The organism is Streptomyces sp. NPDC111656 (assembly GCF_055656965.1).
On the sequence record NZ_JBVKCA010000004.1, the window covers coordinates 613,142 to 628,836 of the forward strand.

General features: G+C 71.3%; 13 protein-coding genes. 8 read left to right on the forward strand and 5 right to left on the reverse strand.

Going from position 1 to position 15,695, the window contains the following annotated elements; all coding sequences use genetic code 11:
- Positions 1-2 precede the first annotated feature (2 nt).
- Positions 3-605: a hypothetical protein gene (locus ACZ7M3_RS16170; protein WP_472063857.1), complete on the reverse strand. Its 603-nt coding sequence runs from the start codon at positions 603-605 to the stop codon at positions 3-5.
- A gap of 80 nt (positions 606-685) precedes the next feature.
- On the opposite strand from ACZ7M3_RS16170, the gene ACZ7M3_RS16175 reads away from it, so the two are divergent.
- The 3 genes from ACZ7M3_RS16175 to ACZ7M3_RS16185 all read left to right on the forward strand — a co-directional run bounded on the left by ACZ7M3_RS16175 (position 686) and on the right by ACZ7M3_RS16185 (position 2,862).
- Positions 686-1,813 (forward strand): sialidase family protein, encoded by a 1,128-nt coding sequence (locus ACZ7M3_RS16175; protein ID WP_472063859.1) that lies wholly within the window; start codon positions 686-688, stop codon positions 1,811-1,813.
- Between the two features lie 47 nt (positions 1,814-1,860).
- Positions 1,861-2,565, forward strand: coding sequence for an NADPH-dependent F420 reductase (npdG, locus tag ACZ7M3_RS16180; protein WP_472063861.1), 705 nt, complete (start codon positions 1,861-1,863; stop codon positions 2,563-2,565).
- A 102-nt stretch (positions 2,566-2,667) separates the two neighbouring features.
- Positions 2,668-2,862 (forward strand): hypothetical protein, encoded by a 195-nt coding sequence (locus tag ACZ7M3_RS16185; protein ID WP_355308520.1) that lies wholly within the window; start codon positions 2,668-2,670, stop codon positions 2,860-2,862.
- Here the strand turns inward: ACZ7M3_RS16185 and ACZ7M3_RS16190 are convergent.
- Entirely contained in the window at positions 2,855-3,655 is an 801-nt protein-coding gene (locus ACZ7M3_RS16190; protein WP_095855019.1) for a site-2 protease family protein, read from the reverse strand. The genes ACZ7M3_RS16185 and ACZ7M3_RS16190 overlap by 8 nt on opposite strands.
- Before the next feature lie 156 nt (positions 3,656-3,811).
- Between ACZ7M3_RS16190 and ACZ7M3_RS16195 the strand changes: the two genes are divergently transcribed.
- Positions 3,812-7,153 carry an AfsR/SARP family transcriptional regulator gene (locus ACZ7M3_RS16195; protein WP_472063908.1) on the forward strand — a complete coding sequence of 1,114 codons (3,342 nt, stop codon included), beginning with the start codon at positions 3,812-3,814 and terminating at the stop codon, positions 7,151-7,153.
- A gap of 52 nt (positions 7,154-7,205) precedes the next feature.
- Here the strand turns inward: ACZ7M3_RS16195 and ACZ7M3_RS16200 are convergent, their stop codons facing one another.
- From ACZ7M3_RS16200 to panB, 3 genes are all read right to left on the reverse strand, one after another.
- Positions 7,206-8,030 carry an ABC transporter permease gene (locus ACZ7M3_RS16200; RefSeq protein ID WP_472063863.1) on the reverse strand — a complete coding sequence of 275 codons (825 nt, stop codon included), beginning with the start codon at positions 8,028-8,030 and terminating at the stop codon, positions 7,206-7,208.
- Positions 8,027-9,055: an ATP-binding cassette domain-containing protein gene (locus tag ACZ7M3_RS16205; protein WP_351536121.1), complete on the reverse strand. Its 1,029-nt coding sequence runs from the start codon at positions 9,053-9,055 to the stop codon at positions 8,027-8,029. Before ACZ7M3_RS16205 ends, ACZ7M3_RS16200 begins: the two co-directional genes overlap by 4 nt.
- 219 nt (positions 9,056-9,274) lie before the next feature.
- Entirely contained in the window at positions 9,275-10,162 is an 888-nt protein-coding gene (gene panB / locus ACZ7M3_RS16210) for a 3-methyl-2-oxobutanoate hydroxymethyltransferase (RefSeq protein WP_472063865.1), read from the reverse strand.
- 227 nt (positions 10,163-10,389) lie between these two features.
- Here panB and ACZ7M3_RS16215 point away from each other — a divergent pair, with 227 nt between their 5' ends.
- From ACZ7M3_RS16215 to ACZ7M3_RS16230, 4 genes are all read left to right on the forward strand, one after another.
- The gene (locus tag ACZ7M3_RS16215; protein WP_095855024.1) at positions 10,390-11,982 is read left to right on the forward strand and encodes an MFS transporter; all 1,593 of its coding nucleotides are present in this window, start codon (positions 10,390-10,392) and stop codon (positions 11,980-11,982) included.
- A 52-nt stretch (positions 11,983-12,034) separates the two neighbouring features.
- Positions 12,035-12,655, forward strand: a complete 621-nt coding sequence (locus ACZ7M3_RS16220) for a TetR/AcrR family transcriptional regulator (protein WP_319743597.1) — start codon at positions 12,035-12,037, stop codon at positions 12,653-12,655.
- A gap of 234 nt (positions 12,656-12,889) precedes the next feature.
- Positions 12,890-13,948 (forward strand): endonuclease/exonuclease/phosphatase family protein, encoded by a 1,059-nt coding sequence (locus tag ACZ7M3_RS16225; RefSeq protein WP_472063867.1) that lies wholly within the window; start codon positions 12,890-12,892, stop codon positions 13,946-13,948.
- 190 nt (positions 13,949-14,138) lie between these two features.
- Positions 14,139-15,362 (forward strand): MFS transporter, encoded by a 1,224-nt coding sequence (locus ACZ7M3_RS16230; RefSeq protein WP_472063869.1) that lies wholly within the window; start codon positions 14,139-14,141, stop codon positions 15,360-15,362.
- Positions 15,363-15,695 lie beyond the last annotated feature (333 nt).

A 15,695-nucleotide genomic window follows, 5' to 3' on the forward strand; every position in this document is an offset into this window, starting at 1 on the left:
GTCTACCACCGCGCCGCGGGCGGAGCCGTCAGCTGGTCCGCGAGGCGGGAGAGCCGGTCGCGGAACCGGCGCCGCCCCCGCGGTGAGGGCAGGGAGTTCTCCCCGGCCGCCGCGCTGACGAGGTGCTGCACGGTGTCGAGGTCGAGTTCCTGATCCGGCGGCACGGTCAGCGACTCGTGCGCCATCGCCCCCAGCTCCCGGTCACCGGCGTCGAGCGCGAGCACGGTCGCCCCGGCCCGCCGCGCGTCGTGGACCCGCTCCAGGAGCGGCGCCCCGGGTTCGGCGGGCGACACCACGAGCAGCGTCTCGCCCCGCCGCGCCGCCTCGATACGGCCGAGGCCCACGGCGAGATGGGCCGGGTCCGAGGCCCGCGCCCCGTGCCGCACCAGCGTCGGCGACAGCTCCGGCGTCCCCGACCAGGCCGCCTCGTCCACCAGATGTGCGGCCAGGTGCCACGGCTCGTACTCCGCCGTGCCCACGAGGAGCAGCCCGCCCCCGTACGACACCACGGACCCCCGCAGGCCCTCCGCGAACCGCCGCGTGGCACCCAACCACTCGGTCCCGGCGAGGACTTCGCGCAGCAACGCGACCCGTACGGCATCCATGCGCACGCATCCTGCCGCAATCGACAACTGATCAGGCGGAGTTCACCATGAATTCGCCCAAGTGGGGCAGATCCCGGCGCATGACGGAAACAACCGGAACCACCACGGCAACAACCGCGGTCACCAGCATCCCCTTCCACGCGGGCCGCGAAGGCTACGCGAGCTTCCGCATCCCCGCTGTCGTCACCACCCGTACACCCACCCTGCTCGCCTTCTGCGAGGGCCGGGTCGGCTCCGCCGCCGACCACGGCCACATCGACATCGTCCTGAAGCGGTCGACGGACGGCGGCCGCACCTGGGGCCCGCTCCAGGCCGTCGCCCGGAACGGGAGCGACCTCGCGGGCAACCCCGCCCCCGTGGTCCTCGACACCGGCCGGATCCTGCTCGTGCACGTCCGCGCCGCCGCCGGCGCGACCGAGGACGCCATCCTGCGCGGCAGGGTGAAGCCCGCCGACGGGCGCCGCGTCTGGGTGCAGCACAGCGACGACGACGGCGTCACCTGGTCCGCCCCGAAGGAGATCACCGGGCAGGTGAAGAAGGCGGAGTGGCGGTGGTACGCGACCACGCCCGGGCACGCCGTCCAGCTCGGCACCGGCAGGGTCGTCGTCCCCGGCAACCACACCCTGCCGCCCACCGGTACGGACACCGGCACCGAGGCGAAGTACAACAGCGGCCACTGCCTGCTCAGCGACGACCGCGGCGAGACCTGGTCCCTCGGGTACGTCGATGAGAACACCGACAGATACGTCAACGCCAATGAGACGACCGCCGCCGAACTCCCCGACGGGCGCGTCTACTTCAACACCCGTAACGACACGGGTAGTTCCCGCCCGCCCGCCCCGTCCCCCGGCAACCGCGCGGACGCCCACTCCACGGACGGCGGCAGGACCCTGGTCAAACCCTTCCGGCCGCAGGCGGGCCTGGTCACCCCCGTCGTCCAGGGCAGCCTGCTCCAGCTCCGCGACCCCGACCTGCTGCTGTACTCGGGGCCCGCCGACCCCGCCGCCCGCGCCCTCATGACCGTCCGGGCCTCCGCCGACGGCGGCACCACCTGGCGGCCCGCGCACACGGTCGACGGACTGCCCGCCGCCTACTCCGACCTCGTCCGCGTCGACGGGGCGACCGTGGGGCTCCTCTACGAGACGGGCGACTTCGGGCCGTACGAGACGATCACCTTCCGCCGAATCCCCGTGACGGCTCTCACCTGAGCGACCGAAGCCCCCGAGGCGGGAACCGCGCCACGTAAAGTCGGCCCATGACCTCTACTGACAGTGCACAGAAGGCCCCCGCGAAGGACCCCTGGGACCTTCCCGACGTGTCCGGGCTCGTCGTCGGCGTGCTCGGCGGCACCGGCCCCCAGGGCAAGGGCCTGGCCTACCGGCTCGCCAGGGTCGGCCAGAAGGTGATCATCGGCTCGCGTGCCGCGGAACGCGCGCAGAGCGCCGCCGAGGAGCTGGGCCACGGTGTCGAGGGCGCCGACAACGCCGAGTGCGCGCGGCGCAGCGACATCGTGATCGTCGCCGTACCGTGGGAGGGGCACGGCAAGACTCTGGAATCGCTGCGCGAGGAGCTGGCGGGCAAGCTCGTCGTCGACTGTGTCAACCCGCTCGGCTTCGACAAGAAGGGCGCCTACGCCCTGAAGCCGGAGGAGGGCAGCGCCGCCGAGCAGGCCGCCGCCCTGCTGCCGGACTCCCGGGTCGCGGCCGCCTTCCACCACCTGTCGGCCGTCCTTCTCCAGGACCCGGAGGTCGACGAGATCGACACCGACGTGATGGTCCTCGGCGAGGAGCGCGCGGACATCGAGATCGTGCAGGCGCTGGCCGGCCGCATCCCCGGCATGCGCGGTGTCTTCTCCGGCCGGCTGCGCAACGCCCACCAGGTCGAGGCACTGGTCGCGAACCTGATCTCCGTGAACCGCCGCTACAAGGCCCACGCCGGCCTCCGGGTGACGGACGTATAGCGGGCGTACGGGCATGGGGGACATGAGGGACACTGGACGCCGTACGACCTCGTAGATCTCGTACGACCTCGTCCGAACCCGTCCCGACAGGAGCCGACCCCCATGCCCCTCTCGCCCCCACCCGACCCAACCCGGCGACTCGCCCTCTACGCCCTCGCCGTCTGCGTCCTCTCCGTCGCCGCGGCCGTCGTCTCCTTCGTCCAGGGCAGTTGGCTGGGGATCGTGTGGGTGTTGCTGGCAGGACTGTCGTCCAACATGACCTGGTACTACGCGCGGCGCGACAGGTCCGTCAGCTGACCGAGCAGAACTCGTTGGTGCCCTGCCAGAAGCGGTAGAACTCCTGACCGCAGTACGTCTGGATCTCGTTGATCCCCAGGCTGTCCAGGATCGAGTGGATCACGTCGAAGAAAGCCGTGTTCACCGACGGGATCCACAGCACCGCGAACACGAACAGCAGACCGAACGGGGCGAACGGCTCCACCTGGCGCTTGACGTTGTACGACAGCCAGGGCTCGATCACGCCGTAGCCGTCCAGGCCCGGGACCGGCAGGAAGTTCAGCAGCGCGGCCGTGACCTGGAGCAGCGCGAGGAACGCCAGCGCGAACTGGAAGTCCCGCGGCACGCCGTCCAGGGCGTGCAGCCAGAACGGCGCCGTGCACACGACGGCGAACAGCACGTTCGTCAGCGGACCCGCCGCCGAGATCAGACTGTGCTTCCAGCGGCCCTGGATCCTGTTCCGCTCGATGAAGACCGCCCCGCCCGGCAGACCGATCCCGCCCATGATCACGAAGATCACCGGCAGCACGATGCTCAGCAGCGCATGCGTGTACTTCAGTGGGTTGAGCGTCAGATAGCCCTTCGCGCCGATCGAGATGTCGCCGCTGTGCAGGGCGGTGCGCGCGTGCGCGTACTCGTGCAGGCACAGGGATACGATCCAGGCGGCCGTCACGAAGAGGAACACGGCCACACCGGGCTGCTCGGCGAACCCGGTCCATGTCGCCCACCCGGTCACCGCCATCACGGCCACGATCCCGACGAAGACGGGGCTGATCCTCCGGTCGCTGCTGCGACGGGAAGCGGCGGTGGTCATGGGGCTCCTCGGACTGGTACGCATGGTGCTTGGCCTGCCCGACCGTACCGGGCTCGCGGGGAAAACGTCTCGCGATCGGGCATTGGTTCCGGAGAGGGTGGGGGCCTGAGACAGTCAGGCCACCGGAGACAATGGCCCCCCATGCCACCGGAGACAATGGACCCCGTGCGCTACCGCATCCTCGGCACCACCCAGGCACTCCGCCCCGACGGCACGCCCGTCGTGCTCGGTGGGGCGCGGCTGCGCGCCCTCCTGACCGTGCTCGCGCTGCGGCCCGGACGGACCGTGCCCGCGGCCGTTCTGGTGGACGAGGTGTGGGACGGCGATCCGCCCGCCGACGCACCGGGCGCGCTCCAGGCCCTGGTGGGACGGCTGCGCAGGGCGCTCGGGCCGCAGGCGGTGGACTCCGGGGACGGCGGATACCTGCTGGCCGCGGGCGCCGACGACGTCGACCTGCACCGTTTCGAGCGGCTCGCGGGGGAGGGCGTACGCGCGCTCGCCGACGGCGACCCCACGAAGGCGGCCGAGGCCCTCGACGACGCCCTCGCCCTGTGGCGCGGGCCGGCCCTCGCGGACCTCCCGGACCGGGCCGCCGAGTCGGCCCGCTGGGAGACCCGCCGTCTCGACGTACGGCGCGCCCGGTTCGCGGCGGCCCTCGCCCTCGGCCACGCCGAACAGTCCCTGCCCGAGCTCACCGCCCTGTGCGACCTCCACCCCCTGGACGAGCCCCTGCACGTCCTGCGGCTGCGCGCCCTGCGCGACGCCGGCCGGCCCGCCGAGGCCCTCGCCGCCTACGAGTCCGTACGGGGGCTGCTGGCCGACCGACTCGGCTCCGACCCCGGCCCCGAACTGCGCGCCCTGCACGAGGAGTTGCTCCGCCCGGCCGACGACGGCGGCAGGGCGCACGCCCAGCGCCCGCGACCCCGCTCCGCGGACCGGACCGAGAGCCGGACCGAGAGCCGGACCGCACCGGCCGGGCGTGGCCGCCCTGCATCCCCGCCCCCCGGCAACCTCCGCGCCCGGCTCACCTCCTTCGTCGGGCGGGCGGCGGACATCGAAACGATCCGGGAGGATCTGGCGGCGGCCCGGCTCGTGACGCTGCTCGGGCCCGGTGGGGCCGGCAAGACGCGGCTGTCCCAGGAGGCGGCGGAGAGCGTGGCGGACAGCGCGCCGGACGGGGTGTGGCTGGCCGAGCTCGCGCCGGTCGACGACCCGACCGCCGTGCCCGAGGCCGTGCTCACCGCCGTCGGAGCCCGCGAGACCGTGCTGCGCGGCGCCGGTGCCGAGGAGATGCGGGCCGCCGCCGACCGGCACGACGACCTCCATCGGCTCGCCGAGCACTGCGCCAAGCGCCGCATGCTGATCGTCCTCGACAACTGCGAGCACGTCGTGGACGCCGCCGCGCGTCTCGTCGAGGAGCTGCTCGAGCGGTGCCCGGGTCTGACGGTGCTGGCCACCAGTCGCGAACCCCTCGGCGTACCGGGGGAGTTGCTGCGCCCCGTGGAGCCGCTGCCGGAGCCGTTCGCGCTGCGGCTGCTGGCCGACCGGGGGGCCGCCGCCCGCCCGGGATTCCGGGTCGAGGACGACCCCGCGGCCACCGCCGAGATCTGCCGCCGCCTCGACGGACTGCCCCTCGCCATCGAACTCGCCGCCGCCCGGCTGCGGATGCTCACCCCGCGGCAGATCGCCGACCGGCTCGACGACCGGTTCCGCCTGCTGACCTCCGGCAGCCGTACCGTCCTGCCACGCCAGCAGACCCTGCGCGCCGTCGTCGACTGGTCCTGGGACCTCCTCGACGAGCACGAACGGGACGTGCTGCGGCGGCTGTCCGTCTTCGCGGGCGGCTGCGACCTCGCCGCCGCCGAGGCCGTCTGCGGACCGGCCGCCCTGGAAGCGCTCGGCTCGCTCGTCGACAAGTCCCTCGTCGTGGCCGCCCCCTGGGGGGACGGCGAGATGCGCTACCGGCTCCTGGAGACCGTCGGCGAGTACGCGGGCGAGCGGCTCGACGAGTCGGGGCAGCGCCCCGCCGCCGAGCGCGCCCACCTCACGCACTACCGCGAAGTGGCCCGCACCACCGACCCCCGGCTGCGCGGCCCGGGCCAGCGCGCCGCCATCGCACGGCTGGAGACCGAGTCGGAGAACATCCGCGCCGCCCTCCAGCACGCCGTCGCCGCCCGCGACGAGCAGGAGGCGCTCTGCCTGGTCCTCTCCCTGGCCTGGTACTGGCAGATGCGCGATCTGCGGCAGATGGCCCGCCACTGGTCCCGCGAGGTCATGGCCCTCGGCCCGGACCCCTTCGCCGAGCCCGTGCGGCCGGCCGCCCCGCTGCTGGAGGGCTGCACCGACACCCCGCCGCCGATGCGCCCCGAGGTCCTCGAAGAGGCCCGCCGGGGTGTCCACCTCGTCGATCTCTCCTGTATGGACATGGACATGGCGACCTGGGACTCCCCGCAAGCCAAGCGGAAACTGCACGTCATCAGCGAGACCTACCGCCCGGGCCAGCCGCAGACCTGCCGCAGCCCCGGCAACCTCTGGTTCTACGCCGTGATCCTGACCGGCGCCATCGAGCGGATGCGCTCCGTCATCGACGCGACCGTCCAGACCTGCCGCGAACTCGGCTACGAGTGGGAACTCGCCGTCGCCCTCCAGATGCGTGCCAACATCCTCGCCAACCGGGCCACCTGGGCGGGCGACGCGACCCGGGACGCCGACGAGGCACTGGAACTCTTCACCCGGCTCGGGGACGCCTGGGGCGCAGCCGAGGCGCTCTCCGCACGCGGTGAGGCCCACGAGCGCCAGGGCGAGTTCACGCTCGCCGCCGCGGACTACACGGAGGCCATGACCCACGCCGAAGGGCTCGGCGCGCACGCCCAGACGGCCGTCCTGAGCACCCGGCTCGGCGGTGTGCTCATCGAGTCAGGCGACACCGAACGCGGCGAGCGGTTGCTGCTGGAGGTCCTGGAGCGCGGCGACGGCGCCTACAACGAGGCCATGCCCGCCTCCCGGCTGTTCCTGGCGATGTGGCTGGCCCGCAGCGGCCGGGTCGCCGAGGCACGCGAACACATGCGGGTACTGCGCGAGAACTTCGAAGCGGTCACCTTCGTGGTCTTCGACGGCTTCGTGGTGGGCGTCGAGGCCTGGCTGGACGCGCTCGAGGGGCTGTACGAGTCCGCCCTGGAGAAGGTGCGGCAGGCGCTGGCGCGGGCGGGAGACCCGTTGTCACAGATCATCGCCCCGCACATGCCCTCCGCGCATCTGACCACCGCCGCCATCGCCCTCACCGGCCTGGACGGCGGCCGCCGCGTCCGCGACGCGGCCGTGCTGCTCGGGGCCGCCGACCATATGCTGCCGCCCGGCCACTTCGTGGGCCCGATGGAGGACCAGGTGCGCGCACAGGCGGAGGCCGACGTACGCGCCGTGCTGGACGACGCGACGTACGAGGCCGCGTACGCCGAGGGCGGCGGGCTCTCCCTGGAGGAGGCCGCCGCCCTCGTGTGACGCGGACCGGGGGTGACGCGGACCGGGGTTTGCGTGGTCCCGTGCGCCAACGTCAGCTCTTGGTGCGGAACTTGTGGATCGCGATCGGCGCCATGACCAAGGTGAGTCCTGCCGTCCAGGCGAGGGTCACCATCAGGTTGTGCGTGACCGGTCCGCCCACCATCAGGCCGCGTGTGGTGTCCGCGAGCGCGGACAGCGGGTTGTAGTCGGTGAAGGCCTGCAGCCAGCCGGGCATGGTTCCGGTCGGCGAGTAGATGGACGAGCCGAACTGCAGGGGCATCAGCACCAGGAAGCCCATCGCCTGCACGGACTGCGCGTTCTTCATCGTCACCCCGAGGACCAGGAAGATCCACATCAGGGACGAGCCGAAGAGGATGGAGAGCCCCACGGAGGCGAACAGACCCGGCCAGTTCGTGATGTCGAAGCCGACCAGCACGCCGACGATCACGAGGATCGTCGTCGCGACGAACATCCGCATCAGCTCCACCACGATCTTGGCGAAGAGCACCGAGCCCTGGCCGATCGGCAGGGTGCGGAAGCGGTCCATCACTCCCTTCTGGAAGTCCTCGTTGAAGCCGGTGCCGACGGCTGTGGCGATGTTCATCGCCGTCATGGCCATCAGACCGGGCACCACGTACTGGACGTACGCGTCCTGTCCGCCGCCCAGCGCCTGCCCGATGGAGCCGCCGAAGACGTACACGAACAGCAGGGTGAAGATGACCGGCATCAGGACGGCGTCGAACATCGACTCCGGGTCCTGGCGGATCCACAGCAGGTTGCGGCGGACGAGCGCACCGATGTGGCGCGCGTGCGCGCGGGGCGAGATACGGGGGTCGCCCTGCGCGGCGAGGGGGGCTTCGACAACGGCGGTACTCATGCGGAGACCTCCTCGTAGACACGGGCGGGGGTCTCGTCCTGCGGGGCACTGGCCTTGTGGCCGGTGAGGGACAGGAACACCTCGTCCAGACTGGGCAGTTCGGTGGAGATGGAGCCGATCGTGATGCCGCGCGCGGTGACCGCGCCGACCACGGCGGTGAGCTGTTCGTCGCTGAGGATCGGGACCAGCACGGTGCCGGTCTCGGTGTCCACGACCGAGGCGGCGAGACCGGTGAGCCCCAGCTCGTCGAAGAGCGAGGCCAGCGGGCGCAGCTCCAGCGGGTCCACCGGGCGGATGCGCAGCGTGCGGCCGCCGACCCGGGCCTTCAGCTCGTCGATCCGGCCGCTGGCGATGACCTTGCCGCGGTCGATGACCGTCAGCTCGGAGGCCAGCTGCTCGGCCTCCTCCATGTACTGGGTGGTGAGCAGCACGGTGGCGCCGTCCGCGACCATCCGCTTGACCTCCTTCCACACCTCGTTGCGGGTGCGCGGGTCGAGCCCGGTGGTCGGCTCGTCCAGATAGAGGACGGACGGGTGGCCGATCATGGAGGCGGCGAGGTCGAGACGGCGGCGCATACCGCCTGAGTACGTCGACGCCGGGCGCTTGGCCGCCTCGGTGAGCGAGAAGCGCTCCAGGAGTTCGTCGGCGCGCCGGCGGGCGTCCTTGCGGGGCAGGTCGAGCAGGCGCCCGATCATGTACAGGTTCTCCCAGCCGGGGAGCTTCTCGTCGACCGAGGCGTACTGACCGGTCAGGCCTATCACGCGGCGCAGCTGGCGGGGCTGCGTGAGCACGTCGTAGCCGGCGACGGTGGCCCGGCCGGCGTCGGGGGTGATGAGGGTGGACAGGATACGGACGAGGGTGGTCTTGCCGGCACCGTTGGGACCGAGCACCCCGAGGACGGTTCCCTCGCGGACGTCCAGGTCCACGCCGTCCAGAGCCTTGGTCTCGCCGTAGTGCTTGACCAGCCCCCGCACGGAGACGGCGCTGCGGGCGCCGCTGTCGGGGTTCTTGTCGATTCGCGTCATGCCCATCAAGGTGCCAGCGCCCACCGACAAACCACCTACAGCTCGCCTACAGCGCCGTACGCTCGCCGATATATCGCCGACAGACGTTCGCGCGTATCAGCGTGGTGTGTGCGCTTCGCGCACGGCAACAGCCCGCCGACGGGGGAAATCGGCGGGCTGTCTTGGTGCCGCAGTGGCTCAGTAGGCCTCAGGTGTTTTATGAGCCTCAGGTCCAGGCGCTCAGTGGACCGAGTGCTCCTCAAGAGGGAACGTTCCGCTGACGACGTCGTCCGCGAACGCGCGCACCGCGTTGCCCATGACCTCGCGCAGATCGGCGTACTTCTTCACGAACTTCGGCACCTTGCCGCCGGTGAGGCCGAGCATGTCGGTCCACACCAGGACCTGCGCGTCGGTCTCCGGACCCGCGCCGATGCCGACGGTCGGAATGTGCAGGGTGCGCGTGACCTCGGCGGCGAGCTCCGCCGGGACCAGCTCCAGGACGACCGCGAACGCGCCCGCGTCCTGGACCGCCTTGGCGTCGCGCAGCAACTGCTGGGCCGCCTCCTCGCCGCGGCCCTGGACGCGGTAGCCCATGGAGTTCACGGACTGCGGGGTCAGGCCGATGTGCGCCATCACGGGGATGCCGGACTCCACGAGCAGCTCGATCTGGCGGTGCGAGCGCTCGCCGCCCTCCAGCTTCACCGCGCCGACCCCGGCCTCCTTGACCAGACGGGTGGCGGAGCGCAGGGCCTGGACGGGGCCCTCCTGGTACGACCCGAAGGGCAGGTCGCCGACGATCAGGGCGCGGCTGGTGCCGCGCACGACCGCGGCGGACAGCATCGTCATCTCGTCGAGGGTGACGGGGACGGTCGTCTCGTACCCCAGGTGGCAGTTGCCCGCCGAGTCGCCGACGAGCATGACCGGGATGCCGGCCTCGTCGAAGACGGACGCGGTCATCGCGTCGTAGGCGGTGAGCATCGGCCACTTCTCGCCGCGCTCCTTGGCTGTGGTGATGTCGCGGACCGTGATGCGGCGGGTGCTCTTGCCTCCGTACAGCGCCTTGCTGCTGTCGGTGGTCGCCCGCGCACCCTCCGCGGGCTGCTTCGGGGCAGCCGAAAGCTGCGTCATCGCAACGGCTCCTTCTGTCATCTCGAGGCGCCCTGACGGCGTCCCCGGACCCCCTACATGGTGGCACCTCGTGCCACCGGGGGCCAGACCGGGGCGAGCGATGTACGTCTCGGGTGGACCCGCGACATGCGGCTCAGGTGGACCGTAGACCCATCTCTTCGTAAGGTCTCTGTAAAGGATTTACGATACGAGACGGTCCCGTATCGGAAATCGATAGGCTCCGGCCCATGACAACTCCCGCAGCCCACGTCGAACGGCGCGTGCCCGAAGCGGTCCATCGGCGCCGCTGGGCCATTCTCGGCGTGCTCATGCTCAGCCTGTTGATAGTGGTGCTGGACAACTCCATCCTCAACGTCGCGATCAAGACGATCTCGACGCCGGCGCCCACCGGACTCGGCGCCACCCAGAGCGAGCTGGAGTGGGCCATCAACGCCTACACGCTCGTCTTCGCGGGGCTGCTGTTCACCGCGGGCCTCCTCGGCGACCGGCTCGGCCGCAAGAAGGTCCTGCTCGCCGGGCTCGCCGTCTTCGGCACCGGCTCCGCGCTGGCCGCGGAGGCCGGCTCGCCCGTCCAGCTCATCGTCTTCCGCGCGCTGATGGGCTTCGGCGCCGCCTTCGTGATGCCCGCCACCCTCGCCGTCCTCATGAACGTCTTCGAGCGTGAGGAGCAGCCCAAGGCCATCGGCATCTGGGCCGGCGGTGTCGGCATCGCGATCGCCATCGGCCCGATCACCGGCGGCGTGCTCCTCGCCCACTTCTGGTGGGGCTCGGTCTTCCTGATCAACGTGCCGATCGTGCTGCTCGCGCTCGGCCTGATGTTCTGGCTGGTCCCGGACTCCCGCGACCCGAGCCCCGGCCGCATCGACCTCGTCGGCGTGGTCCTGTCGGTCATAGGGCTCGTCCTGCTCGTCTACGGCATCATCAAGGGCGGCCAGCTCGCCTCCTTCACCGACGCGAAGGTCCTCGCGACCATCGGCGCCGGAATCGCCGTCATCGTCTGCTTCGTCGTCTACGAGAAGCGCAGCGACCATCCGTCCATCGACATCTCCTACTTCAAGAACAAGGTCTTCTCGGCCGCCATCACCGCCATCGCGCTCGTGTTCTTCGCGATGATGGGCGTGACCTTCTTCTCCGTCTTCTACACCCAGAGCGTGCGGGGCTACTCGCCGCTGAAGACCGGCGTGCTGCTGCTGCCGCTCGCCGCGGCCCAGCTCTTCTTCGCACCGCGCGCCCGCCTCGTCGTCGACCGCTTCGGCAACCGGGCCACGTGCACGGCGGGCCTGCTGCTGCTCGGCGCGATGCTCGGCGCCTTCGCGACCCTGGACGCGGACACGCCGATCTGGCTCCTCGAGGTCATCTTCTTCCTCATGGGCACCGGCATGGCGCACATCATGACCCCGACCAGCGTCGTCATCATGCAGGCCCTGCCGCGCGAGAAGGCCGGCTCCGCCTCCGCCCTGAGCAACGTCTTCCGCCAGGTCGGCGGCGCCCTCGGCATCGCGGTCCTCGGCTCGGTCCTGTCCTCGGCCTACCGCAACGGTATCGAGGACAAGCTCACCCTCCTCCCGGCCGGCCTGCGGCACACCGCGGGCGAGTCCATCGAGGCCACCCTCGGCGTCGCCGCCAAGCTCGGCCCCCGGGGCGACGCCCTCATCACCCCGGCCAACGACGCCTTCCTGCACGCCATGCACGTCACCGCCCTGTGCGGTGCGGGCATCGCGCTGGTCGGCGCCGTGATCGTGGCCCTGTTCCTGCCGGGCCGCAGTTCGACCCCGCAACAGGGCAAGGAGGAGACGGAGTTGGTGGCCGCCGAGCACTGACAGGGCGCAGCAGGGAGAATTGCGCCAGCACCACCGAGGAAAGGAGCGACACGTGAGCCTCGCGGACAGCCCAGCCAGGCAAGAGGGGTCCCCCCGGGGGCGGCCCCGCAGCGAGGCCGTGGAGCGCTCCATCATCGAGGGCGCGATAAGACTCCTGGAGGACGGCGTCCCCCTCGCGGAGATCTCCATCGAACGCCTGGCCAGGACCGCGGGCGTCGGCAAGGCGACCATCTACCGCCGCTGGAGCGGCAAGGAGGAACTCTTCGTCGACGTCATGCGCGCCACCGAACCCCCGGACACCGAACTCCCGGGCACCTCGATGCGCGACGACCTGATAGCCCTTCTGGAGCCGCTGCGCCAGCGGGGCCTGGCCAGCCGCTCCTCGGCGCTCCTGCACAACGTCTACGCCCAGATCAAGTCCAGCCCCAAGATCTGGGCCGCCTACCAGGCGATCGTCATCGAACCGCGGCGCCTGACCACCTTCGAGGTCCTGCGCCGCGGACAGCGGGACGGCGAGCTCCGCGACGACGTGGACATCGAGGTCATCAACGACCTTTTCGTCGGCCCCATGCTGGTACGAGCCGTCATGCGCCCGGATGCCGAACTCCCCGAGGACCTGGCCGAACAGATCGTCGACACGGTACTCGCGGGACTGCGTCCCGACCGCCCCTAGTTCGTCCTCTCGTTCCTCTCATTCATCCTCGCATTCATCCTCTCGGCCGATGCGCCGAATGTGCGCGTTTCGTCACAGAGGCCGCGCTCCGCCCCGTATTCGGAACTCCGAACGCCGAGTTGTTCGTCCTCGTGCCCGTACGGCCGTCCCCGGACGGCGAGATCGACGCCGATCATCCCCTAGGGTCGTAGCCGAGGGGCTGACGGTGTGCACGGCAGGTTGTGAGGCGAAGGTATGGCGCAGGCGTACGTGACGGAGACGGGCAGCGGCGGCTCGGGACCCGAGCGTCGAGGTCCCCGGCTTCGGCGCCTGCTGGACAAGCTCCGGCGCTCGCTGGGCTCCTGGCGCGGTGACCGCGGCATCTGGCGCCGCGGACTGGTCCTGGCCGCGCTCGCCCTGATCCTCGCCCTGGTGATGCTGCTGCACGCGCAGATCCCCAACAGGATCGGCAACCTCGGCAGTCTCACCGAGACGTTCCTGCCGTGGCTCGGCATCCTCATCCCCGTCCTGCTGGTCCTCGGCCTCGTACGGAAGTCCGCGGGCGCCCTGATCGCCGTCGTGCTGCCCGCGATCGTCTGGCTGAACCTGTTCGGCGGACTGCTCACCGACCGGACCGGTGCCGGTGGCGACCTGACCGTCGCCACGCACAACGTCAACGCGGAGAACCCGGACCCTTCCGGTACCGCCCGCGACGTGGCCGCGTCCGGCGCCGACGTGGTGGCCCTGGAGGAGCTGAAGGCCACGGCCGTCCCCACGTACGAGAAGGCACTCGCCCCGACGTACAGGTACCACTCCGTGGAGGGCACCGTCGGGCTGTGGAGCAAGTACCCGATGACCGGCACCGCGCCCGTCGACATCAAGCTCGGCTGGACGCGCGCGATGCGCGCCACGGTGACGACCCCGAACGGCCAGGTCGCGGTGTACGTCGCCCATCTGCCCTCGGTCCGGGTGAAGCTGCAGGCCGGGTTCACCGCTCGCCAGCGCGACCGGAGCGCCGACGCGCTCGGTGAGGCGATCGCCGACGAGTCGCTGCAGCAGGTCGTCCTGCTCGGCGACCTCAACGGCACCATGAACGACCGCGCGCTGAACGCCGTCACCTCGCAGATGCGCTCCACCCAGGGCGCGGCGGGCAGCGGCTTCGGGTTCAGCTGGCCCGCGTCGTTCCCGATGGCCCGGATCGACCAGATCATGGTCAAGGGCGTCGAGCCGGTGACCTCCTGGACCCTGCCCAGGACCGGCAGCGACCACCTCCCGATCGCCGCCCGGGTCAAGCTCACGGCAACCGGGTCTTAACCTCCTGGAATACTGGGCCTGCCAGACTTTGTTCCACAGGTGAACTTACGGAGCCCGTGCACACCGGTGTGCACGGGCGTGTCCGTGCGCTCATGCGCCCCAGGCCACTGGGGCGCACGCCCACGAACCCGGGCTCGTCCCCGCCCGTCCTGTTCTCCTCTTTGCACTCCGCTCCCCTGAAAGGCCCCTCATGCCTCTGGCCCTGCTCGCCCTAGCCGTGGGCGCCTTCGGCATCGGTACCACCGAGTTCGTGATGATGGGCCTGCTGCCCGACGTCGCGGACGACCTCCACATATCCATCCCCAGCGCCGGACACCTCGTCTCGGCCTACGCCCTCGGCGTGGTGATCGGCGCCCCGCTGCTCGCCGCGGCCACCGCCCGGATGTCCCGCCGCAAGGTCCTCATCGCCCTGATGGGGCTCTTCGTTGCCGGCAACGCGCTCTCCGCCTTCGCCCCCGACTACCACTGGCTGCTCGCCGCCCGCTTCGTCAGCGGTCTGCCGCACGGCGCCTTCTTCGGCGTCGGTGCCGTCGTCGCCACCAACCTCGTCGCCCCCGAGCGCAAGGCGCGCTCCGTCTCGCTGATGTTCCTCGGCCTGACCGTCGCGAACATCGCGGGCGTCCCCGTCGCCACCTTCATCGGCCAGCACTTCGGCTGGCGGGCCACCTTCCTCGGTGTGAGCGCGATCGGTCTGGCGGCGATAGCCTCGCTCGCGTTCCTCATCCCGCGCGACCACACGCACGGCCCCACGGGCGGCCTGCGCGGCGAACTGGCCGCCCTGCGTTCGCTCCCCGTCTGGCTGGCCCTCGGTACGACGGTCGCGGGCTTCGGCGCCCTCTTCTCCGCGTACAGCTACATCACGCCGATGCTCACGGACTCCGCCGGGTACGCCGACTCCAGCGTCACGCTGCTGCTCGCGCTGTTCGGCGTCGGAGCGACGGTCGGCAACCTCGTGGGCGGCCGCCTCGCGGACCACTCCCTGCGCGGCACCCTCTTCGGCGGGCTCGCCTCGCTGGTCACGGTCCTCGCCCTCTTCCCCGTCCTCATGAGCGCCCAGTGGAGTGCGGCCGTCGCGGTCACCCTTCTCGGCGCCGCCGCCTTCATCACCGGCTCGCCCCTCCAACTGATGGTCATGGAGAAGGCCTCCGCCGCGCCGTCCCTGGCGTCCTCCGCCAACCAGGCCGCGTTCAACCTCGCGAACGCAGGCGGTGCGTGGATCGGCGGCATCGCGCTCGCCGCGGGCTTCGGTACGACGTCGCCCGCGCTGGCGGGGGCTCTGCTCGCCGTCCTCGGCCTCGCGGTCGCCGCGACGGCGTACACCGTGGACCGCCGCCGCGCCGAGGTCCCCGCCCCCACGCCGGGCCGCCTGGTCGCGACCCACGTCCCCCCGCACGCGGAACACGCGAATCACTGACGCCGGACGAGCGCAGGCTTTTAGGGGCGCGGGGAACTGCGCGCCCAGCCCCCACCGGCCCGCAGCCAAGGAACTCACCCGGGGGTCTGGGGGCGGAGCCCCCAGGCAGGGATGGGATGGGTAGGGGCGGCGGGGGCGACCCCCGTTATCTTTTTTGCGGTCCTGCAAGAGGACCGCTGGCCTTCGGGCCCGGCATGGCTGTTCCCCCCTGTCGAACGCATGACCTGGGGGGTGGTGCCACCGGGCCCGAGAGGCGCCGTTGGAGACGCTGATGAGTGCCTCTGTGTGTCAAGCGGCCTCAGCGAGGGCCGTGTGGCGGTCGCGTTTGAGAGT